Origin of the sequence: Myxococcus sp. CA051A, from assembly GCF_013336705.1 — a bacterium.
Taxonomy (GTDB): domain Bacteria; phylum Myxococcota; class Myxococcia; order Myxococcales; family Myxococcaceae; genus Myxococcus; species Myxococcus llanfairpwllgwyngyllgogerychwyrndrobwllllantysiliogogogochensis.
Window position 1 is genome coordinate 246287 of sequence record NZ_JABUMS010000013.1, and the last position, 19878, is coordinate 266164.

At 69.6% G+C, this 19878-nt stretch carries 20 protein-coding genes; 15 read left to right on the top strand and 5 right to left on the bottom strand.

Annotated features, from left to right (window positions below; all coding sequences use genetic code 11):
• The first annotated feature begins 108 nt into the window (after nt 1–108).
• Together HUA74_RS32550 and HUA74_RS32555 are read left to right on the top strand one after the other, a co-directional pair.
• On the top strand, nt 109–1263 hold the full coding sequence (locus HUA74_RS32550; RefSeq protein ID WP_174457637.1) for a hypothetical protein: 1155 nt from the start codon (nt 109–111) through the stop codon (nt 1261–1263).
• Entirely contained in the window at nt 1260–1886 is a 627-nt protein-coding gene (locus tag HUA74_RS32555; RefSeq protein ID WP_141646002.1) for a hypothetical protein, read from the top strand. Before HUA74_RS32550 ends, HUA74_RS32555 begins: the two co-directional genes overlap by 4 nt.
• Nucleotides 1887–1890: 4 nt before the next feature.
• Here HUA74_RS32555 and HUA74_RS32560 read toward each other — a convergent pair whose 3' ends face one another.
• Both HUA74_RS32560 and HUA74_RS32565 read right to left on the bottom strand, forming a co-directional pair.
• Nucleotides 1891–2304 (bottom strand): DNA-binding response regulator, encoded by a 414-nt coding sequence (locus HUA74_RS32560; RefSeq protein WP_141646001.1) that lies wholly within the window; start codon nt 2302–2304, stop codon nt 1891–1893.
• Nucleotides 2305–2316: 12 nt separating this feature from the next.
• Nucleotides 2317–2763: a DMT family transporter gene (locus tag HUA74_RS32565; RefSeq protein ID WP_141646000.1), complete on the bottom strand. Its 447-nt coding sequence runs from the start codon at nt 2761–2763 to the stop codon at nt 2317–2319.
• Between the two features lie 126 nt (nt 2764–2889).
• Between HUA74_RS32565 and HUA74_RS32570 the strand changes: the two genes are divergently transcribed.
• Together HUA74_RS32570 and HUA74_RS32575 are read left to right on the top strand one after the other, a co-directional pair.
• Nucleotides 2890–4269, top strand: a complete 1380-nt coding sequence (locus tag HUA74_RS32570; protein WP_174457638.1) for a DEAD/DEAH box helicase family protein — start codon at nt 2890–2892, stop codon at nt 4267–4269.
• A 69-nt stretch (nt 4270–4338) separates the two neighbouring features.
• The gene (locus tag HUA74_RS32575) at nt 4339–5556 is read left to right on the top strand and encodes a DUF790 family protein (protein ID WP_174457639.1); all 1218 of its coding nucleotides are present in this window, start codon (nt 4339–4341) and stop codon (nt 5554–5556) included.
• A gap of 14 nt (nt 5557–5570) precedes the next feature.
• On the opposite strand, the gene HUA74_RS32580 is transcribed toward HUA74_RS32575, so the two are convergent.
• On the bottom strand, nt 5571–5942 hold the full coding sequence (locus HUA74_RS32580) for a helix-turn-helix transcriptional regulator (protein WP_174457640.1): 372 nt from the start codon (nt 5940–5942) through the stop codon (nt 5571–5573).
• 108 nt (nt 5943–6050) lie between these two features.
• Between HUA74_RS32580 and HUA74_RS32585 the strand changes: the two genes are divergently transcribed.
• Complete coding sequence (locus tag HUA74_RS32585; protein WP_246137506.1) at nt 6051–6446, top strand: response regulator; 396 nt, start codon at nt 6051–6053, stop codon at nt 6444–6446.
• 64 nt (nt 6447–6510) lie between these two features.
• Nucleotides 6511–7344, top strand: a complete 834-nt coding sequence (locus HUA74_RS32590) for a metallophosphoesterase (protein WP_141645996.1) — start codon at nt 6511–6513, stop codon at nt 7342–7344.
• 100 nt (nt 7345–7444) lie between these two features.
• Here the strand turns inward: HUA74_RS32590 and HUA74_RS32595 are convergent, their stop codons facing one another.
• The gene (locus HUA74_RS32595) at nt 7445–9661 is read right to left on the bottom strand and encodes a M4 family metallopeptidase (protein ID WP_174457641.1); all 2217 of its coding nucleotides are present in this window, start codon (nt 9659–9661) and stop codon (nt 7445–7447) included.
• A 579-nt stretch (nt 9662–10240) separates the two neighbouring features.
• Between HUA74_RS32595 and HUA74_RS32600 the strand changes: the two genes are divergently transcribed.
• The 3 genes from HUA74_RS32600 (at nt 10241) to HUA74_RS32610 (ending at nt 12860) form a co-directional block, all read left to right on the top strand.
• On the top strand, nt 10241–11218 hold the full coding sequence (locus HUA74_RS32600) for an NADPH:quinone oxidoreductase family protein (protein WP_174457642.1): 978 nt from the start codon (nt 10241–10243) through the stop codon (nt 11216–11218).
• A 125-nt stretch (nt 11219–11343) separates the two neighbouring features.
• The gene (locus HUA74_RS32605) at nt 11344–11652 is read left to right on the top strand and encodes a hypothetical protein (protein WP_174457643.1); all 309 of its coding nucleotides are present in this window, start codon (nt 11344–11346) and stop codon (nt 11650–11652) included.
• 29 nt (nt 11653–11681) lie between these two features.
• The gene (locus tag HUA74_RS32610; protein ID WP_174457644.1) at nt 11682–12860 is read left to right on the top strand and encodes a winged helix DNA-binding domain-containing protein; all 1179 of its coding nucleotides are present in this window, start codon (nt 11682–11684) and stop codon (nt 12858–12860) included.
• Between the two features lie 14 nt (nt 12861–12874).
• Here HUA74_RS32610 and HUA74_RS32615 read toward each other — a convergent pair whose 3' ends face one another.
• Nucleotides 12875–13279 carry a hypothetical protein gene (locus tag HUA74_RS32615; RefSeq protein WP_141645991.1) on the bottom strand — a complete coding sequence of 135 codons (405 nt, stop codon included), beginning with the start codon at nt 13277–13279 and terminating at the stop codon, nt 12875–12877.
• A gap of 138 nt (nt 13280–13417) precedes the next feature.
• Between HUA74_RS32615 and HUA74_RS32620 the strand changes: the two genes are divergently transcribed.
• From HUA74_RS32620 to HUA74_RS32645, 6 genes are all read left to right on the top strand, one after another.
• Nucleotides 13418–15013: a right-handed parallel beta-helix repeat-containing protein gene (locus tag HUA74_RS32620; RefSeq protein WP_174457645.1), complete on the top strand. Its 1596-nt coding sequence runs from the start codon at nt 13418–13420 to the stop codon at nt 15011–15013.
• 231 nt (nt 15014–15244) lie between these two features.
• The gene (locus tag HUA74_RS32625) at nt 15245–16663 is read left to right on the top strand and encodes a hypothetical protein (protein ID WP_174457646.1); all 1419 of its coding nucleotides are present in this window, start codon (nt 15245–15247) and stop codon (nt 16661–16663) included.
• A gap of 33 nt (nt 16664–16696) precedes the next feature.
• The gene (locus HUA74_RS32630) at nt 16697–17809 is read left to right on the top strand and encodes an XdhC/CoxI family protein (RefSeq protein WP_174457647.1); all 1113 of its coding nucleotides are present in this window, start codon (nt 16697–16699) and stop codon (nt 17807–17809) included.
• Nucleotides 17806–18405, top strand: coding sequence for an NTP transferase domain-containing protein (locus HUA74_RS32635; RefSeq protein WP_371817338.1), 600 nt, complete (start codon nt 17806–17808; stop codon nt 18403–18405). Before HUA74_RS32630 ends, HUA74_RS32635 begins: the two co-directional genes overlap by 4 nt.
• Before the next feature lie 383 nt (nt 18406–18788).
• A complete protein-coding gene (locus HUA74_RS32640) occupies nt 18789–19184 on the top strand; it encodes a hypothetical protein (RefSeq protein WP_174457648.1) in 396 nt (131 codons plus the stop codon).
• Between the two features lie 55 nt (nt 19185–19239).
• On the top strand, nt 19240–19815 hold the full coding sequence (locus HUA74_RS32645; protein ID WP_174457649.1) for a YqgE/AlgH family protein: 576 nt from the start codon (nt 19240–19242) through the stop codon (nt 19813–19815).
• The last annotated feature ends 63 nt before the right edge of the window (nt 19816–19878 follow it).

Below are 19878 nucleotides of genomic sequence, written 5' to 3' on the forward strand. Positions count from 1 at the left end.
ATCGTCCTTGGGGATGAGGCCACCGGTCGGAACCGGAAAAATCTCCGGGCCTCCAGGGTGGGCGGCCTAACGTGCATGCGCGTTGTTTGCCGAAGGGGAGGAATCGCTTTGCGCCTGCAAGTCGTCACCACGGCCCTGCTCGCCCTCAGCGCGTGCTCACGCACGACGGAGGGGCCCTCGCCCGCGGTGGAGCGCATCGTCAACCCCCGCGCCCGCGTCAGCGAGCTTCCCCAGGTCTGCAACGCGCAGGGCGGGCAGACAGGCTGGAGCCTGGAAGTGGTGGGCAAGCGCTTCACGCCCGTCCCCGGCGAGGCGCTCACGGACACGCCGACGGTGGAGCTGCCCGTGGTGACGCTGCGAGGGCCATCCACGTACACGCTGACGCGGAGCCAGGTCTTCTACGTGCGTCCGGAGCTGCTCGTGCTCAACGTTCCCACGCGCGACAGCACGCCTCCGGTGGAGCTCGCCCCGGGCACCTATGAAGTGGAGGTCGCCAATCCCCTGGGCGGCACCGGCTCGCTGCCGGACGCGGTGAGGGTGGTGCCGCCTCCCACGGTGACTCGCGTGGTGCCTCCGGTGGATGGGTACACGGCCACGGGCACCAATCCCATCGTCATCGAGGGCAGCGACTTCCAGCCAGGCTCGTCCCCCATCATCGTCCTGCGCCGCGAGGGCGAGACCGACCTGCCGCTCTTCTTCGTCACCGTCGCCTCGACGACGCGCATCGAGTCGGAGATTCCGCCGGGCACTCCCGAGGGCCTCTATGACCTGGTGGTCACCCAGCCTGAGGGCTGCGCGGACATCGCTCCTGGCGCGGTCGACCTCCGCTATCCCCACCTGGGGGCACTCACGCTGACGCCCAGGTCCGGCGGCGAGCTGAGCAACACCGCCATCCGCCTCTTCAATGCCCCCACGGGCGACCAGCGCGGCTTCACGGACGCGCCGGAGCTCTTCGTGCTGGCGTCCTTGAAGACAGCCCCCTCCGTGTTGCAGCGCATTCCGCTGCGCGCGGTGACGCGGGTGTCGGCCAACGAGGTCACCGCGGAGCTGCCCACGTGCTCGGGCTTCGAGGAGCCTGTCAGCGACCCCAAGTGCCCCAACGGCCTCGCCCCCGGCGGGCCCTATGCGCTCGAGGTCATCGACCCGAGCGGCGCGGTGGGAGCGGTGCCCGCGTCGGAGGGCTTCACCGTGGTGGCCGAGCCGACCGCGACGCGCACCTCCGACGACGGGGCCCCTCCCCTGCCTGGAGCCCTCCTGCCATGAACGCACTCGTGCTCGTCGCGCTCACCGCGCTCGCCGCTTCCGGCTCGAAGTCCGCCGCCTCGACGGAAGGTGTCGGAGGAGGCCGCGTGCTGCTGGCGCCGAAGGTGGGCTTCTTCAAGTCCACCGCGCCGCTGGGGGGAGACCTCTACCTGGGCCTGGAGCTGGGCTACGTCACGCCGCTCTTGAAGCGACGGCTCGCGGTGGTGCTGGAGGTGAACTACCACCGGCCGCAGGCCTCCGGTGCGCTCACGGACTCACAACTGGGGGGCTTCGGCGCGCCGCCTCCGGATGGCCGCTACACGCTCGCGGTGCGCGAGGTCGCCTTCCTGCTGTCGGCGGTCTTCCGCTTCGAACGGGCCCTGGGTCCGCTGACGCCGTACGTGGGAGGTGGCCCCGGGCTGTACCTGCACCGCGCCACGTCCGACCTCTTCGGCGCCACCGCGTCGGAGAGCGGTGGCGGCCTGGGCCTGCAAGCGCTCGCGGGGCTGGAGCTTCCACTGGGCCCCGGCGGCCTCTTCTTCGAAACGCACTACCACCTGGCCCCGCTGGACTTCGTCACCACGGGCGATGTGAATGTCGGAGGCTTCCTCGCGGGAGGCCTGGGCTACCGCCTGCGCCTGTGAGGCTTCAGGCCCGTCCCACCGGCGGGCGCAGCACCCTCAACACTTCCTGGGCGACCAGGTCCCGGACCGCGGTCCTCAGCGCATCGAGGAGGTGGTGGAGGGATTCGGTGGTGTCACCCGGGGCGTCGATGACGCGCTCGTGGCTGCCGTCGAAGACGCGCATGCGGCCCGGCACCAGCGCGATGACCGGCTGCGTCGGGTAGCGCTTGCGCAAGAGCCCGAGGAAGAGCGGGTGGTCCTCGTCCTGCCTGCGCAGGTCCACCACCACGAGCGCGGGTGGTGACGAGGTGATGGACGCGAGCGCGTCGTCGGTGTCGCCGGTGGCGGAGATGGCCAGGCTCTCATCGTCGACCGCGAGGACGCGGCGCAGCAGCTCGCGCGAAGCGACATGGGGGCTGGCGATGAGGACGCGACGCATCTGACTGGAAACCTAACCCTTCCAGACCGCGATGGCCGCACCCGAGAAGGCGACCGCAGACCCCAGCACCCGGGCGAGCGTGGCGGGACGGTTCTCCACCATCGCATCCCAGACAAGGCTGGTGGCGAGCTGCGCGGCGATGAGCAGGAGGACGGAATGCACGGCGCCCACGCGGCCAATGGCCCAGGGCATGCCGACCACGATGACGACGCCGCACAACCCGGGCAGCAGGTGCCAGAAGGTGAAGCCGGAGAAGCGCCCCTGTGCGGCGGCCTCGGGCCACAGGCCGGGCACGGAGCGCGCCACCGCGTACACGGCGAAGGTGGCCACCGTCGCAACCACCATGTTCATCAACACCGCGCCCAGCAGGCCCCACTGGCCGGCGAAGCGCTTGTTGAGACCACCCTGGGCGACGACTGCCAGCCCACACAGCAAGGGAACGAGCGAGACAAAACGCATGGGCGCGGGTGGGTATCCCGAACGCGGGGCCTCCTGCAAGGAGACATGCGCGGCCACGACTTCCCTCTCGCCTTCGCGATGTGGCTGGCGGAACGTGGATTGACCGGCTAGGTCCCATCGGCGCCCATGGACGGCTCCTGCGAGCTCCACTTCGACTGCGGCACGCTGGTGGCTCCCACGCTGCCGGATGACGCGCGGCTGCTCGCCCTGTTCCAGAAGGATGGTCGCACGGGTGTGTACCGCGCGCCGGCATGGCACTACCGCGACGTGGTGCTGCGGCTGCGGGAGCTGGGCGTGGGGTACGACGACCGGGCGAAGCGCTTCGAGCCGCTCGAGATGGCGCTGACCGTTCCCATCCAGCCGTTTCCCCACCAGAGCGCGGCGTTGGAGGCGTGGACGAAGGCAGGGGGACGGGGCCTGGTGGAGCTGCCGACGGGCGCGGGCAAGACGCTGCTGGCGGTGCTGGCCATCGCCCACGTGAAGCGGCCCACCCTGGTGGTGGTGCCGACGCTGGATTTGATGACGCAGTGGCAGGGCGTGCTCGCGCGCCACTTCTCCGTGCCGGTGGGGATGCTGGGCGGCGGGGTGAGTGACCGACAGTCGCTGACGGTGACGACGTACGACTCGGCGGCGATGCAGACGGAGTTCCACGGCAACCGCTTCGGCCTGCTGGTCTGCGACGAGTGTCACCACCTGCCGGCGCCGAGCTACCGCTTCATCGCGGAGGGCTCGTTGGCGCCCTACCGGCTGGGCCTCACCGCGACGCTGGAGCGCACGGACGGCGGGGAGCGGGTGTGCGAGGAACTGCTGGGCCCACGCGTACACCGCACCGACATCCGCGAGCTTCAGGGCGAGTACCTGGCGCCCTACGAGGTGAAGCAGGTGGCGGTGCCGCTGACGGCGGACGAGAAGGCTCGCTACGACGAGGCACGGGCGCTCTATCTCAACTTCGTGCGCAAGCTGGGCGTGCGGCTGTCCGCGCCGGATGGGTGGGCGCGCTTCCTGGCGCAGAGCCAGCGCAGCGACGAGGGCCGGGCCGCGTATCGCGCCTACCGCGAGCAGCGTCGCATCGCCCTCACCTCCAGCGGCAAACAGGAGGTGCTGTGGCGCATCCTCCTGGAGCACCGCGAGGACCGCGTGCTCGTCTTCACCGACGACAACGAGACGGTGTACACGCTGGCGCGAAGGCTGCTGCTTCCCGCCCTCACGCATCACACGCCCGTGCCGGAGCGCAAGGCGCTGCTGGCGGCCTTCTCCTCCGGGGAGCTGCCCGTACTGCTCACCTCACGCGTGCTGAACGAGGGGGTCGACGTGCCCGAGGCGCGCGTGGGCGTGGTGCTCAGTGGCAGCGGCAGCGTGCGCGAACATGTGCAGCGGCTGGGACGCATCCTGCGCAAGCGCCCCGGAAAGCGCGCGCTCTTGTACGAGGTGTGCTCCGCGCAGACGGCGGAGAGCGGCATCAGCGAGCGGCGACGTCAGCACGACGCCTATCAGGAGGAACCCTGAGGTGCTGATGCCCGCGCGACTCACCGTCGGGGCTGGACTGGCTCGCCGCGTCCTGCCACGAGGCTGCATATGCTGACGCGTGAGCTGCTCGCCTTCCGCGTGAGCAAGGGCGTGCTGCGCCCCGCCTTCGTGAAGCGCGACGATGAGGCACTGCTGTCCCTGGCCTCGGAGCTGCTGGCCACCGTGGAGTCATCCCGGGGCGAGACGAGTGACGACGTGGAGGAAACCCTGGGCCTGTCGGCCGGGGCCTTCACCCGCCCTAAAATCGCGCGCGGACTGGTGAAGCTCGTCCTGGACCGGCTCGTCTTCGAAGAGCCCGCGCCCGGCGCCTCCGAAGCCCGCTGGGAGCGCTTCACGACGGCCGCCCGAACCCTGCGCACGCTGCCCCCCGACACCTCCGTGGAGGGTTACGAGGCACGGCTGGAGCAAGCCCTCGGAGTGCCCCTGACGGACGCACGGGCCGCGCTCTACGCGGACCTGCCTGGGAATCGAAAGCTCCTGGGCTGGGATGGCGAAGCCCCCACGGCGCAGGTGCTCGTGGACCGCTACAACCTCGCGCTGGCCCAGGGGCCGCTGCTGTCGGCCAGGCGCCTGACGCTGCGGGCTCGCTCACCGGAGCTGCTGCGCGTGCGCAAGGTGCTGCGATGGCTGAAGTTCTGCCGCCTCGTCGCTGAGGTGCGCCGCGATGGTCCGGACTGGGAGCTGGAGGTGGAAGGGCCTGGCGCCATGTTGGCGATGCAGAAGAAGTACGGCCTGCAGCTCGCCTCGTTCCTGTCGGTCGTCCCGGTGCTGGAGCGCTGGGAGCTGAAGGCCACCGTGGAGCCTTCGCGCCGGCAGGCCACGCTGACCCTGAGCGACAAGGACCCGCTCGTCTCGCCCCTACCCGCCGCGTTGGGCCACGTGCCGGAGGAAGTCATGTCGCTGTCCGCGAGCTTCGCGGATGACGCGTGGGAGCTGGACCTGACGCCGCTTCCCCGACACGTGGGCGCCGCGAGCCTGTGCGTGCCGGACCTGACCTTCCGTCACCGCGCGTCGCGCCAGGAAGTCGCGCTGGAGCTCTTTCACCCCTGGCACGCGAGCGCCCTGACACGCAGGCTCGCGGAGCTGCGCACACGACCGGACACAGGACTCCTGCTCGGAGTCGACCGCGCGCTCCTGTCAAAGGAGCCCACCGAACGCGAGACGCTGGAGGCCCACCCCCAGGTGGTGCTCTTCCACGGGTTCCCCTCCGCGAAGAAGCTCCGTGAGCGGCTGGGGAAGCTGGAGGCCGCGCGCGCCAGCACGTAGCGCACGGCCGGGTGTCAGCCGTTGCCCTTGGGCCGGAACTGCGCGGCCAGGACACTCAGCAGGCGGATGGCGCTGCGGTCCAACTGCTTGGCCCGACGCAGCAGGCGGCGCAGCTCACCGGACTCGCCATACTCGCTGGGAGGCTCCGCGGCCCACTTCACTTCCTGGGTCGGCTTGAGGCCCAGCGCTTCGTCCGCGGAGATGGAGAGCACCACGCACAGCCGGCGGAAGGTCTGGATGCTCGGCAACATGTGGCCGCGCTCCAGTCGCCCGTAGACTTCACTCGCGATACCGATGCGCTCCGCGACGTCGGCCTGCGTCAGATTCAGGCGAGTCCGTGCGAGGCGCGCAGCTCCTCCGAGGCGGGATGCGAGGGTCTTTTCCATGTTCGTTAACCTACCGGGTCCGCCCATGTCGATATGACTTGAGAGGTTGGCATCCAAGAACTTCCCAGGTAGTCTTATGGGAACCTGACCTGAGGCGTTCCCCTCACCGTGACGGCGTCGAAACCGATGACCGCGAAGCCCGTACTCACCTTCTTGTTCGTGGACGAAGACCCGCTCGCGCTCGCGGCGCTGCGGCGACTCGCGAGGGACCTGCCAGGTGACAAGCGCTTCGCGCGCGACATGACGGAAGCGCTCGCGCTCGTGCAGGAGGAACCGCCGCGCGTGGTGGTGAGCGGAGACCTGCTGCCGGATGGGGATGGACTGGGCCTGCTGGAGCAGGTGCGCGCGCGCCACCCGTGTACGGCCTGCGCGCTCCACGCGGTGCGCCCTCCGGCCAGGCCGTGTCTCCGGGGCATCACCTGGATGGACCGCGCCGCGCCGCCCTCGGAGGTGCATGCGCTGCTGCGGGCCCTGGGCGCGCGCCCCTGGACGTGCTCGGCCTGAGACAGGGACACCTCACGGTGCGGCGCGCCTCCGCCACCCGCGTTAAGGTGGCCCCCGCTCCGCCATGAAGCTCTACGCCATCAGCGACTTGCATCTGCGCCACGCCGACAACCGGCTGGCCCTGCAGACCCTCCCCTTCTTCCCGGACGACTGGCTCATCGTCGCCGGCGACGTGGGCGAAACCCTGTCCGAGATGGACTTCATGCTGCGCACCCTGACGGCGCGCTTCCGACAGGTCATCTGGGTGCCGGGCAACCACGAGCTGTGGACCCTGCCCTCCGAGCAGCCCCCGCTGAAAGGCGACGCGCGCTACCAGCGACTGGTGGCGCTGTGCCGCAGCCACGGCGCGCTCACCCCCGAGGACCCCTACCCGCGCTGGCCCGGCGAGGGCCCGCACCGCGTCATCGTCCCCATGTTCCTGGGCTACGACTACTCGTTCCGCCCGGACCACGTGCCGGAGGACAAGGCGCTGGAGTGGGCCTGGGAGGATGACCTGCTGTGCACCGACGAGGTGCTGCTGCATCCCGAGCCCTATCCCACCCGCTCCGCGTGGTGCGCCGCGCGCGTCGAGGCGACCCAGGCGCGGCTCGACGCCCTGCCCGCGGGCTGCACCACCGTGCTCGTCAATCACTACCCGCTGCGCCACGAGCACGTGCGCCTGCCGCGCATCCCCCGCTTCTCCATCTGGTGCGGCACCAAGCGCACCGAGGACTGGCACGCGCGCTACCGGGCGGAAGTCGTCGTCACCGGCCACCTCCACATCCCGCTGACGCAGTGGCGGGATGGAGTGCGCTTCGAGGAGGTGTCGCTCGGCTACCCCCAGCAATGGAAGCACCGGGGCGGAATCGAGCGGTGCCTGCGCGAAATCCTGCCGGGCCCCGCCGTCCGCCCGCTCTGACGAACCCCGCACATGACAAAGCCCCGGACGTCCGTGAGGAAACGGACGACCGGGGCCTGGTCCGGCGCGACCCGAAGGCCGCGCCGGTTACGTCAGGTGCTTACTTGTGCGACGCGATGAACGCGATGCCGTCGTAGCCACCCTTGGCGCCGAAGACCTCGATGTAGTACTTGCCGGCCGGCACGTTGATGAGGTTGCACACCTCGGACTGGTGCTCCTTGACGCTGCGGCAGTCGTAGTCGAACTTCGACGGCGCCGACGCGAGCTTCACGTAGATGTCCGGGTTGCCCTCACCCTCGCCCGTCTGGATGTACAGGCTGTTGGTGCCGGTGCCGGGCTTGCGCTCCGGAACCTGGATGGTGAACACCCGCGACGAACCCGCCGCGCCAGAGAGGTTCTTCACGGCCACGCCGCTCTGCACGGGCACGTAGCCACCCTTCCAGGTGACGGTCAGCGTCACGCCCGTGTAGGGGCTGAAGCCGTTGAGCATCACGTACCACTTGCCGTGGTTCGGCGTGGGGAACGGGCAGCTCTCCGCGTTGCCCGAGCGGTACGGACGGCAGTCGTACAGGCTCGTCGTGGGAGCATTGCCGTACCGGACGTACATGTCCGCGTCGCCCGTGCCACCGGAGATGGTGAACGTCAGGTCATACGCGCCTTCCGGCACCGTGACATCCCAGTACTTCTTCTCGCCGCGGCCACCGGAGATGTTCGAGATGGGGACGTCCTTCTCGATGGGGTCCGAGACGACGATGATGGGCACGCCGACGCCCGTCGCCTTCCAGGCGTTGCTCACCGACTCGATTTCAGCGGCGGTGTAGCCCAGCTGCGCCGCGGCCTGCTCGGTGGCGAGCTTGGCCGCATCGAAGTTGGAGCCGGCCAGGAGGATGTCCCGGTTGGCGCGGTAGAAGATCTGCCCGGCCTTCTCGATGCCGATGCCCGCAACCACCGTCGTCGTCTTGGCGCGCGGGTGCGTGCCACCCTGCGAGAGCAGGTAGAACGCCAGGTTGGGGATACCGGAGCTGTAGTGCACGTCCACGCCGGAGGAGTAGTCCGGGTAGTAGTCGAGCGAGTCGCCGTCCTGCGTGGGGTTCGCCATGTAGCGCAGGGCGTCGTTCGGGATGGACGGGGTCCAGATGTCGTCGCCCACCAGCCACGTACGGTTGCTGACGACCTTGCCATCGCCGAACCACTCGCACACCGCGCCGAAGATGTCCGACATGGACTCGTTCAGGCCGCCGGACTCACCGGAGTAGGTGAGGTTGGACTCGTGCTCCGTCACGGCGTGGGTCAGCTCGTGCGCCGTCACGTCCAGCGAGTTCGCCAGGTTGCTGGCGTTCACGCCGTCGCCATCGCCGTACACCATCTGGGTACCGTCCCAGAAGGCGTTCACGTAGGCGACGCGGTGGTGCACGGTGCTGATGAGGACGCCACCGGTGTTGTCGATGGAGTCACGGCCGTACAGCTCCTGGTAGCAGTCGTAGACAGTGCCCAGGTGGTCGTAGTTGGTGTTGACGACCTCGTCGGCGTGCTCGGGCTGCCCCTCGGAACGAGCCAGCGCACCCGGCAGGGTGGTGGTGTTGTTGCCGTTGTGCAGGCGGCGGTTGAGCGCCGTGTGGACGCGCGGCAGGCGGGCCATCACGTCGCCGTTCTTCGCGTTCACGAGCACGTCGTCGCGAACCGGCGTGCCGTCGCGCTTCTCACCCGTCTGGGTGAGCTTGTACGCGAGGATGAGCTGGTCGGAGTCGCGCCAGTAGACGAGCTCGCTCTCCTCCTGGATGACCAGACCCTCGTGCGTCTCACGGTCGGCCTGGAGGGACGCCTTCGCCACCGACACATCGACGCCGGCCTTGGTCTCGGCCTTCAGGTCGCTGCGGGTGTTGGTGTTCGCCGCGTAGACCTCGCCATTGCGGGCGTGGATGCGCAGCTCGCCGCCCAGCACGGGGATGTTGTTGACCCGGATGCCATAGCGGAAGTGGCTGTCACCCTGAAGGTCCGTGTAGGCCTTCTTCAGGAACAGGTCGCCCGTGTTCAGGTGGAACAGGGGAGCCACGGCGGCTACCGCGGGGGCCAGCTCGGCCTCACGCATGGACGCCGCGCCCGCGGGCGCAATCGCGATGGGGCTCAGCTTGCCCGTGATGAACGTCGGGACGTCGGAAGCATCCCGCGCGAGAATCTTCGTCCCGGACTCCAGGGCCGCGGTCTTGCTTGCGGTTTCCTGGGGCTTGGCCTCGGGAGCAGGGGTGGACTCATTGCAACCAACAAGGAAGGACAGCGCCGCAACACCAAGTGCACCGCGCACTCGCTGATTCACCATTGTAATCCTCCTAAGCGGAAAGATTAGGAAGCACAGTGCCACGGGATGGTTACGTATTTCAAGGTTGCGCGATAATTTCACTAAGTAGCCTATTCTTAAATTACGAGTTTTGGGAAAAATACCCATGCATTTCAATGACTTATGGGTGCCCTACCCACTGCTTTCACGGATTCATGCGACGTAGTGGGTAACCCTAGCCCCCTCAGAATTTCCAGAAAAAAGCGTGACCGAAGACAGTCAGCCAAGGTCCGCGCGCGAGGCCCCGGGCAATTTCGGCGGCAATTTCGACAGGAATTGAGGGTGGGAGGGATTCCGGCGTCCGAGTGGTGCGGCCATGCGTTTTCAGGCTCGCGCTCTACCACTGAGCTATCTCCCGGAAGACAGTCGGGAGAGCTGGATTCGAACCAGCGACTTCAAGCACCCAGGGCGTGTAGGGCTGTACCGGCCGGACGCCGGAAATCCTCTCGGGAGACGCGCGCCCCGCGCCGCGCCTGACGGGGAGTTCCACGGGGCAGCCACCGTGTGTCCCTTTGCGGATGCGCTGGGGTGCGCGAGGCTCCCGCGCTGGGAGGAAGGGACATGCGCGCACTTCAGTTGCAGCGACTGGAAGGACCCGAGGGCCTCACACTGGTGGAGGTGCCGGAGCCCGATGCGGCGGATGCGGTGCTCATCGACGTGGTGGCCGCGGGGGTGAGCTTTCCGGACCTGCTGCTGACACGGGGGCAGTACCAGTTGAAGCCGCCCGTGCCCTTCGTGCCGGGCGTGGAAGTGGCGGGCGTGGTGCGCTCCGCGCCCGCGAGCGCGACGGTGAAGCCGGGCGACCGGGTGATGGCGTTCAGCTTCGGCCTGGGAGGCTTCGCGGAGGTGGCGGCGATTTCGCCGGACATGGTGTTCCGCATCCCCGCGCGGTGGAGCTTCGAGGCGGCGGCGGGCGTGGTGATGAACTACCACACGGCGCACTTCGCGCTGCACCGGCGCGGGCGCTTGAAGGCCGGCGAGACGGTGCTGGTGCATGGCGCGGCGGGCGGCGTGGGAACAGCGTCCGTGCAGGTGGCGCGCGGCGCGGGGGCGCGGGTGCTCGCGGTGGTGAGTGACGAGCGCAAGGCGGAGGTGGCGCGCAAGGCCGGGGCACACGAGGTGCTGCTGTCGAGCGGGGACTGGCTCTCGCAGGTGAAGGAGAAGACGGGCGGACTGGGCGCCAACGTGGTGGTGGACCCGGTGGGCGGCGACATCTTCGACAAGAGCCTCAAGGCGCTGGCGCCGGAGGGACGGCTGCTGGTGGTGGGCTTCGCGGGAGGCCGCATTCCCGAGGTGGCGGTGAACCGGCTGCTCTTGCGCAACATCGACGTCGTGGGCGTGGCCTGGGGCGGCTTCCTCCTCCATGAGCCGTCGGTGACGGCGACCATCGCCAAGGACCTGGAGGCGATGGCGGACCAGGGCATCCTCGAGCCGGTGGTGGGCAGCGTCTTCCCGCTGGAACAAGGAGCGCAGGCCCTGCGCGAACTGGAGAGTCGGCGCGCGACGGGCAAGGTCGTCCTGCGCATGCGGCAGGGCTGAGCGACGCGGGGGCGAGCGGGGGAATACCGCTCGCCCACCGAGCATGCGTCCCTTCGGCCCCGTGCACCGCCTCGCTGTCGTCTTCGGGCGTCGTCCGCAGGTTGCTGACAGGAGGTGTCAGCGCCATGGCGGACGACCCCATCATCGACCGGCAGCACCAGCGCGAACGCGAGCAGGAGCGACAGCGGCTGCGCGAGCAGGAGCAGAAGGACCTGGAGGTGGAGGCGCGACGAGGCGCTCGGCCCCTGGAGGGCTACGCCGGAGGGCACACCACCTGGGCGAGCGCGCAAGATGACGCGGAGGCCTCCGTCGTCCACGCCCACGACGCGGAGGAGTCCTGGGAGGCCAGTCAGCGGCAAGCCCGCCTGGTGCCCGAGCCCTCGGGCCGCGCCGTCGAGGAAGAGGAAGAAGACGCACCTCCAGAGCGCGACTGAGCCAGGGGGCAGCGACTAACGTCCGCGCCGTGCCCTCGACTTCGCTTCCCGTTCCCACCGTGCTGCAGCCCGACGAGGCGCGGCGTTACCTCGTCGGACACCTGGGACTCGCGCGCCCCCTGTTTCCTCCCGGGGCGCGCGGAGTTCGCGCGCTCCTCAAGTCGCTGCGCTGCATCCAGTTGGACCCGCTGGATGTCATCGGCACCAACGCGGACCTGGTGGCGCTGGCGCGCGTGGAGGGCATCGCTCGCGGCGACGTGTACCGCCACCTGCTGCCGGGCCACGCCTTCGAGCACTTCGCCAAGGAGCGCTGCCTGCTGCCCGCGAGCGCCTTCCCGTACTACCGCGAGCGCGCGGCCCAGGCCCCCTGGTGGCGGCTGGAGGAGCGGCTCAAGCGCATCCCCGAGCCGGTGTTGCACGCCGTGCTGGACGAGGTGACGCAGCGAGGCCCGTCCTCCTCTCGCGAATTGAAGGACCACGGCGCGGTGGTGCCCATCGACTGGAGCGGATGGAAGGGCACCGCGCGCGCCACCGCCATGGCGCTGGAGGTGCTCTGGACGCGCTGCCAGGTGGTGGTGTGCGGACGCGGCCCCGGCGGCAAGGTGTACGACGTGCCTGGACGCGCCCTGCCCCGGATGGCCGACGCCCGGGTGAAACACACGTTCGAGCGCTGGGCCCTGAGCGAACGCGTGGAGGCCGCCGGCCTCTTGAGCCGCGCCAGCGGACCGCACTGGTCCATGCTGTCCGACGTGCGCACCTCGGCGCTGCCCGACACGCTGGTCGCCGAAGGGCTCCTGGAGGAAGTCACCGTGCCGGGCTCGCCCCGACGGTACCTGGCGCCCTCGGGATTTCGGGAGCGAGAGTTTCCGGAGCCCGACGCTCGGATGCGAATCCTGGGGCCGCTGGACCCGGTGCTCTGGGACCGGGGGCTGGTGAGCGTGGCGTTCGGCTTCGACTACATCTGGGAGGTCTACAAGCCCGCCGCGCAGCGACAGTGGGGCTGGTACGTGTGTCCGCTGCTGCACCGGGGACAGCTCGTGGGGCGACTGGAAGCCCGCGTGCGCGAGGGCGTGCTCCAGGTGGACAATCTCTGGCGCGAGAAGGGCGTGAAGCTGGACGACGCGGCGCTGGACGAAGCCCTCGCGCGTCACGCGGTCGCCTGTGGCGCGGAGGTCGCTCGCAGGCCCCGCGCCCGCGCCGCGTCCTGAGCCCTCAAGGCCGCTCAGGTCGGCGGCTTGGGCAGCTCGCGCTCCAGGGCATCCGCCGCGCCCGCGTCCCGCAGGACGCCGAAGCGCTGACGGGAGCACGCGAGGAGCTGCCCCGCGTAGACGGTGTCCGACAGCGCCCCCACGAAGTCGCCATGCTCCGCGAGGGTGCGGGCCCGCTCGTCCATCAAGTGGGCGAGGATGCGCGCCTGCTCCGCGTGCGCGAACAACCGCACGACGGAGCGCGCATCGAACAGCGTCAGCGTATCCAGCTCCATGCCGAGCGTCGTGAGGCTGGCCTCTCGCAGACTCTGGAGGCTGGCCTCCAGTGAGCGCTCCGCCCGATTGCGAGCGAGGTCCGGGGCCAGGCGACCGAGCTCGCGGAGGGACTGGAGGACGATGACCTGACGCAGAAGGGGCATGCGGGGGAGAACTACACTCCGGGCCGGAGGAATCATCCAGTCCCCCTGTCCTCCTTTCCCACGAGTCGGCCCCGCGTCGCCCGCCCCGCCACGACACCCGGTGGACCGCCCCACCGGAGCCGCGTCACACTCCGTGAAATGCACCGCTTCCGATGGGTCTTCTTCGTCCTGCTTCAGTCGCTCGTCGCCCAGGCCGCCGAGTACCGCGTGGGCCCGGGCCAGCCTCTCGCCAGCATTGGCGCCGTGCCCTGGGAGTCGCTCCAGCCCGGTGACACGGTGTTCATCCATGCCCGCCCGACGCCCTACGCGGAGAAGTGGGTGCTGGGTGTGCGCGGCACGGCCTCCGCGCCCATCACCGTGCGCGGGGTGCGCGACGCGGCGGGCAACCTGCCGGTCATCGTCGGGGAGAACGCGACGACGCGCTCGCAGCTCAACTTCTGGAGCGAGCAGCGCGGCATCCTGAAGATTGGCGGCTCCAACACGCCCGCCGACACGATGCCCGCCTATCTCGTGGTGGAGGACCTGCACCTGCGCCGCGCACGAGGTGCGTTCACCGGTCGCAGCGGGGCCTCCACCTACAGCGACAACGCGGCCGCCATCTTCATCGAGAAGGGCGAGCACCTCACGATTCGCGGCTGCGTCCTGGAGGACAGCGGCAATGGCCTGTTCGTCGCCAACGAGACGTCGGACCTGCTCGTCGAGCGCAATCACATCCTCGGCAATGGCAACGTCGACAGCATCTACGAGCACAATGCATATACCGAGGCGCTCGGCATCACCTTCCAGTTCAACCGCTTCGGGCCCCTGTGCTCGGGGTGTCTGGGAAACAACCTGAAGGACCGGTCCGCCGGCACCGTCATCCGGTACAACTGGATTGAGGGCGGTAACCGGCAACTCGACCTGGTGGAGTCCGACAGCGTAGCCGTTCGCGCGGCCCCGTCCTACGCTCGTACGTTCGTCTACGGCAACGTGCTGCTGGAGCCCGCGGGCGCCGGTAACCGGCAAATCATCCACTTCGGCGGAGACAACGGGACGACGGCGGACTACCGCTCCCAGCTGTACCTCTTCCACAACACCATCGTCTCCTCGCGCACGGACCGCACCACGCTGCTGCGGCTGTCGACGAATGCCCAGACGGCGCACGTCACGAGCAATGTCGTCCTGGTGGCCGCGGTGGGAGGCAACACGGTGTCGCTCACGGACGAGGCTGGCACGCTGCGACATGGCGGTAACTGGTACAAGCCGGGTTACGTCTCCACCTTCGGCACGCTCACGGGCTCCGTCGTGGACACCGGCGGTAACCTCACTGGCACCACGCCCGGCTTCGTCAACCTGGATGGCCAGGATTTCCACCTCGCCTCGGGCTCGCCGCTGCGCGGGGCCGCGGTGGCGCCTCCCTCCGAGGCCGCGTCCCTCACAGTGGACTGGCAGTATGTGAAGCACGTCGCGGCGGAGGCACGCACCGTGACGAGCCCGGGACACATCGGTGCCTACGGGGATTCTTCGGGACCGGTGACCGGGACGCCGGATGCGGGCCCAGGCACTCCGGACTCCGGGACACCTGACGCGGGGCCGGGGACTCCGGATGCTGGGGCGCCTGACTCGGGAACGGATTCACCCGGGAAGTCCAACGATGACGGGGGTTGCGGAGCAACGGGCAGTAGCTTCGCGGGTCCTCTCGGGCTGCTGACCCTGGCGGCCCTCGCGCTTCGCCGGAAGTGGGTGCGGGAGTAGGCCCTGGCAGCCCTCGCGCTTCGCCGGAAGTGGGTGCGGGAGTAGGCCCTGACTTCCGGAGGGAGCCACGTGCCGAGCTCTTCACGGGCACAGCACGCCTGTGTGCACGGGGGCTGCGCGCCCCCTGCGCTGACCTCGACCGTGCCCCTTCTCGCGACTCCAGGGGCCTTGGAGCCAGGCGAGTGAGGCCCCCTGTACGAGATGCCGGAGAGGCTGCGAGACTCCTCCGCGGTGGTTGACTCCTCTGCCGTCCCCTCGGCCCCTCCCGTGAAGCCCGTCCGCCGTGTCGCCAGCCGACGCGAGCAGGGCGTCGTCTTCTCCGTGTCCTTCCTGTTCCTGCTCGTCCTGGAGGCGCTGTTCCGCCGGTTCACGACGGACGGGCTGCGCTTCCAGGCGTGGAACTCCGAGCGGATGATGCAGACGCTGTCGCTCCGGGAGCTGCGCGACGAGCCGGTGCGCTCCCTCTGGTATCTGCACATCCAGCCTCCCCTGCTGGACGTGTTGCGCGCGGTGCTCGGAGGGCTTCACGGCTCGCTCGACAGCGCCGCCCTGGTGGACGCCGTGGACCGGTGGACCTACGTCGCCTGGGCACTGGTGTTCGCGGCGACCGTGACGCTCGTCTTCGCCTGGGTGCATCGAGTGGCGGGGAGGGCCGCCGCCATCGTCGGCGCGGTGGTGACGGCGCTGCATCCTGGCGCCCTCGCCTTCGCCACCTTGCTGGACAGCACCGCCGCGAGCGCCCTCGCCTTCCTGTGGTTCTGCTTCGAACTGTGGCGACTTCAGCGAGAAGGAGGCTCCATCGCCCGGCTCGCCACCGCGTCACTGGTCCTCTTCTTCCTGCGCTCCATCTTCCAGTGGCCCTTCTTCCTGCTCGTGGCCCTGTGCCTCGCGCTGAGGAACGTTCCCCTCCGGCGCGTGGGACGGTACGTCGCGCTGGTGGCGCTGTTCGCGGGGCCCTACGTCGCCAAGCAGCTCGCGCTCTTCGGCACGTCCATGACGTCCACCTTCGACGGACTCAACTTCTGTCGAGCCATTGGCCTGGGCGAGCCGGACCTCGGCGCGATGCGCCTGCCCTCGAACGTGCTGCCCACGGGGCTGCCCTCCCCTTCGAGCGCCGCCGTGCTGCGCCAGGACGAGAAGCTGGGGGGTTACTACAACTACAACCACCTGGATGCCCTGCGCTACTCGGCGGGGCTGAAGTACGTGTGCCGCCGGGCGCTGCTCGAACAACCCCTCTCCACGACGCTGGCCTCCTTCGCGGAGAACGCCTCGCTGTATGGCGAGCCCTCCAGTCGCTACCAGCCCAATGTCCTGGTGGACCGGCTGCCGTGGCGCGAGCCGCTCGACTTCTTCTTCTCTTCACCCGTGCTCTGGCTGCTGCTGCTCCTCACGGGGGGAATGGCCGCGAGGCGACTCGAGGGCCGAGCGGCCTGGCTCCGCGTGGCTGGACTCCTGCTGCCCGTGTTGTACGTCGCCACGGTGAGCATCCTGTTCGAGAAGGGCGAGAACATGCGGTTCAAGTACTTCATCGAGCCGGTGCTCCTCGTGTTCCTCTGTGTGGAAGGCTCACGACTCGCCGCGCGGGTCATCGCCCGGTTCACGACACACACCGTGCCAGTGAAGACACACGAAGGCTCCGGAGTCGGTTGACGCCCGCGCCTCTGCTAGGCTGCGCGGCGGAACATGAAGGACCTGGACGCCATCCTCCGCGCCCGCGCGCACTCGCGGGGCCCCTGGGTACTGGCCACGGTGGTCGCCGTGTCCGGCTCGTCATACCGCAAGCCCGGCGCCCGGATGTTGATGGGCGAGGACGGCTGGCTCGCGGGTGGAGTGAGCGGCGGCTGCCTGGAGGCAGACATCGTCCGCAAGGCGTTCTTCTGGACGAGCACCGGCCCGCGCGTGCTGCGCTACGACTCCACGGGAGAAGGCGCCGAGGACGAAGGGGGCCTGTCCTTCGCGCTCGGCTGCAATGGCGTCGTGGATGTCTTGCTGGAGCGCTGCGAGCCGGGCCCCGTGGATGCGCTCGCCTTCGCGGCCGAGGCACGAAACCTGGGACGGCGAGCCGTCGTCGCCACCGTGTACCAGGGGCCCACGCACGCCGTCGGTGCGCGACTGATGTTGCGCGATGACGGACTGGAGGCCGGTCACATCGCGGGCCCCCTGGGGGACGCCGTTCGCGAGGCGGCTCGCGAGGCGCTGGAGGTGGGGCGCACCTGGAGCGGCCCGTGTGGCGGCGCGGACGTGCTGGTGGAGGTGGTGGAGCCTCCGCATGCGCTGGTGCTCTTTGGCAGCGGCTTCGATGTGGCGCCCGTCGTGGTGCAGGCGGCAGGGTTGGGATGGCAGGTGACCGTGGTCGCGGATCGCCCCACGGAGACCTTGCGGCGCCGCTTTCCCCTCGCGCACGCGGTGGTGTCCGCGAAGGCGCGCGAGGCCGCCGCGACGGTGCCCCTGTCTTCACGCACGCTGGCTGTGTTGATGACGCACAGCCTGCCCCAGGACCAGGAGCTGCTGGCGGGCCTGCTGCCTCGGGCCCTGCGCTACCTGGGCGTGCTGGGGCCTCGCTCTCGCACGGACAGACTGCTCGCTGCGCTCTCTCCGGCGCCCAGCGCGGCGATGCTGGAGAAGCTGCACGCGCCCGTGGGGCTGGACCTGGGCGCGGAGGGCGCGGAGGAGATTGCCCTGTCCATCGTCGCCGAGCTTCAGGCCGTCGTCGCGGACCGAGAGGGAGGGAAGCTGCGCGAGCGACAGGCGCCCATCCACACGGCGGCGACGCCTCCCGTGCGGAAGCTCGCGTGACCGCCGAGCGCGCAACGGTGGGCGTGGTGTTGCTGGCGGCGGGAGGCTCCTCTCGCCTCGGGCACCCCAAGCAGCTCGTTGTCCATCAAGGCCAGACGCTGGTTCGTCGCGCCGCCGAAGCGGCCCTCTGCCTGGGTGGGCCCGTCGTCGTCGTCCTGGGCGCTCACAAAGAAGCCATTGCATCGGAACTCACCGGGCTGCCCGTTCGAACCGTGGCGCATTCCGACTGGGCACTCGGCCCGGGTGGCTCGCTGGCGGCGGGACTCGCGGCGATGCTCGCGACAACCGACGCGCCTGCCGCGGAGGCCGTGCTCGTCATGCTGTGCGACCAGCTTCGCGTCGATGCCGCGCATCTGGCGGCGCTCGTGGCCATGTGGCGAAGCACCGGTGCCCCCGTCGTGGCCTCCGAGTACGACGGGACTCGCGGCGTGCCTGCCCTGTTCGCTCGCTCGGTCTTCGCGGAGCTGGAGTCGCTCTCCCCCGAGCAAGGTGCGCGCAAGGTGATTGCCCGTGAGCCCTCGCGTGTCGCCACCGTCCTGCTCCCGGGCGGCTCCGAGGACGTGGACACTCCCTTGGACCTGGCCCGGCTGAAGTAACCAGCGAGCCCTCCTGGCCCAGCTCCTGCTGGAACTTCCGGAAGCGATGGCCGTCGTGAAGATAAGGCCCCTCGCGCGTTCCCACCCACAGGAGCCCCACCCAGTCGCGCAGCACCTCCGTGACGACTTCCACGGGGAAGACACGCGAAACTCCCGCCTCCTCCTCGGAGGCGCCAGCCAGGAGAAGCCACAACAGGAGGACGAGCGGTCTTGGCACGCGAGGCGCTGACAGAGGCAGGGGCCCCGGACGGCAGCAAGGTCGCGACCTCGCGTCCGTCCGCCCTTACAGTCGCCCGCTGTTCAACTTATGCTGTCCGCAGGGTGGCACGCGGAGGGCACCACATGGCTCACGCCCGCGGCCACCGCCCAGGGGGGAATACTTCATGGAGAAGAAGGACCAGCAGACACTCATCAAGGTCGGCCTGGGCGTGCTCGCCTTCAAGTGGTTGTCGGGAGAGTTCATCTTCCTGTTCTCCATCGGCATCCTGCTCGCCATTGCCTCCATCGGCATCGTCATCGGGCTGGCCGAGTGGTTCCTCAAGTACGGCCTCATCGCCCTCGGCATCTACGTCATCTTCGTGCTGACGCTGCGCTGGCTGCACGGCGGCAAGAAGCAGCGCGACCTGTCCGACCTCCCCGACTTCGAGCAGCTCACGGCGTCCTCGCGCGCGAAGGCCGAGCGGCTCGAGGAGATCGACCCGGACGAGGCCCTGGCCCGCTTCAAGGCGGAGCACCTGGCGGAGCTCCAGCAGCCCACCCCGCCGCTTCGCAAGCCGTGAGCGTGAGCGCATCGACAGCGCGGACGTGTGGCCTCCGGCGCCCAGGTGTGGCGACGTGAGGCACCTGGCCCGGCGCCCCCTGCGATGGATGCTGCTCCTCCTCGCGCTGTCGATGCTCGTGCTCTTTCCCCGCCTCATCGACGCGCTCAAGGCGCTGGAGCACGAGCCCGTGGAGCTCAAGCCGGGCTCGCTCCTCGTCGCCAGACCCGGCCGCGTGTCTGGCGCCTTCGACGAGACGGTGGTGTTGCTGCTGGACGCGGGCGAGGCGCGGAGCACCTGGGGGCTGGTGCTCAATCGCGTGCGCACCCAGGAGGACCAGCCGCTGCCCGTGGGCGTGGACCGCTGGGGCGGGCCGGTCCGCGCGGAGCACCGCATCACCCTGACGCTGCGAAGGCCGCCACCCGAGGGAGCGCATCCCCTGCCAGGCGGCCTCTCCTGGTACGAGGGGAGCCGGGAGCCTCACCTGCCCGTCGGCGCCTCGCTCACCTTCGAGGGCCTGGCCGCCTGGGCCCCCGGACAGCTCGAGGAGGAGCTCGCCCGGGGAGGCTGGTGGGTGATGGAGGGCCGCGCGACGGATGTGTTCACCGCGCCGGGCTCGCTGTGGGTGGAGCACGCCGCTCGACACCTGTGAGGGCGTGACGCACTCCCGCCTTCCTTCGTGCAGCCCCGCTCATGGGACGCATGGGAATCGCAC

Excerpts from the sequence above, each read along its gene's own strand:
- HUA74_RS32640 (WP_174457648.1), top strand. The coding sequence starts at position 18,789 with ATGGAGAAGAAGGACCAGCAGACACTCATCAAGGTCGGCCTGGGCGTG.
- HUA74_RS32620 (WP_174457645.1), top strand. The coding sequence starts at position 13,418 with ATGCACCGCTTCCGATGGGTCTTCTTCGTCCTGCTTCAGTCGCTCGTC.
- HUA74_RS32570 (WP_174457638.1), top strand. The coding sequence starts at position 2,890 with ATGGACGGCTCCTGCGAGCTCCACTTCGACTGCGGCACGCTGGTGGCT.
- HUA74_RS32575 (WP_174457639.1), top strand. The coding sequence starts at position 4,339 with ATGCTGACGCGTGAGCTGCTCGCCTTCCGCGTGAGCAAGGGCGTGCTG.
- HUA74_RS32615 (WP_141645991.1), bottom strand. The coding sequence starts at position 13,279 with ATGCCCCTTCTGCGTCAGGTCATCGTCCTCCAGTCCCTCCGCGAGCTC.
- HUA74_RS32555 (WP_141646002.1), top strand. The coding sequence starts at position 1,260 with ATGAACGCACTCGTGCTCGTCGCGCTCACCGCGCTCGCCGCTTCCGGC.
- HUA74_RS32595 (WP_174457641.1), bottom strand. The coding sequence starts at position 9,661 with ATGGTGAATCAGCGAGTGCGCGGTGCACTTGGTGTTGCGGCGCTGTCC.
- HUA74_RS32580 (WP_174457640.1), bottom strand. The coding sequence starts at position 5,942 with ATGGAAAAGACCCTCGCATCCCGCCTCGGAGGAGCTGCGCGCCTCGCA.
- HUA74_RS32590 (WP_141645996.1), top strand. The coding sequence starts at position 6,511 with ATGAAGCTCTACGCCATCAGCGACTTGCATCTGCGCCACGCCGACAAC.
- HUA74_RS32630 (WP_174457647.1), top strand. The coding sequence starts at position 16,697 with ATGAAGGACCTGGACGCCATCCTCCGCGCCCGCGCGCACTCGCGGGGC.
- HUA74_RS32600 (WP_174457642.1), top strand. The coding sequence starts at position 10,241 with ATGCGCGCACTTCAGTTGCAGCGACTGGAAGGACCCGAGGGCCTCACA.
- HUA74_RS32560 (WP_141646001.1), bottom strand. The coding sequence starts at position 2,304 with ATGCGTCGCGTCCTCATCGCCAGCCCCCATGTCGCTTCGCGCGAGCTG.
- HUA74_RS32565 (WP_141646000.1), bottom strand. The coding sequence starts at position 2,763 with ATGCGTTTTGTCTCGCTCGTTCCCTTGCTGTGTGGGCTGGCAGTCGTC.
- HUA74_RS32605 (WP_174457643.1), top strand. The coding sequence starts at position 11,344 with ATGGCGGACGACCCCATCATCGACCGGCAGCACCAGCGCGAACGCGAG.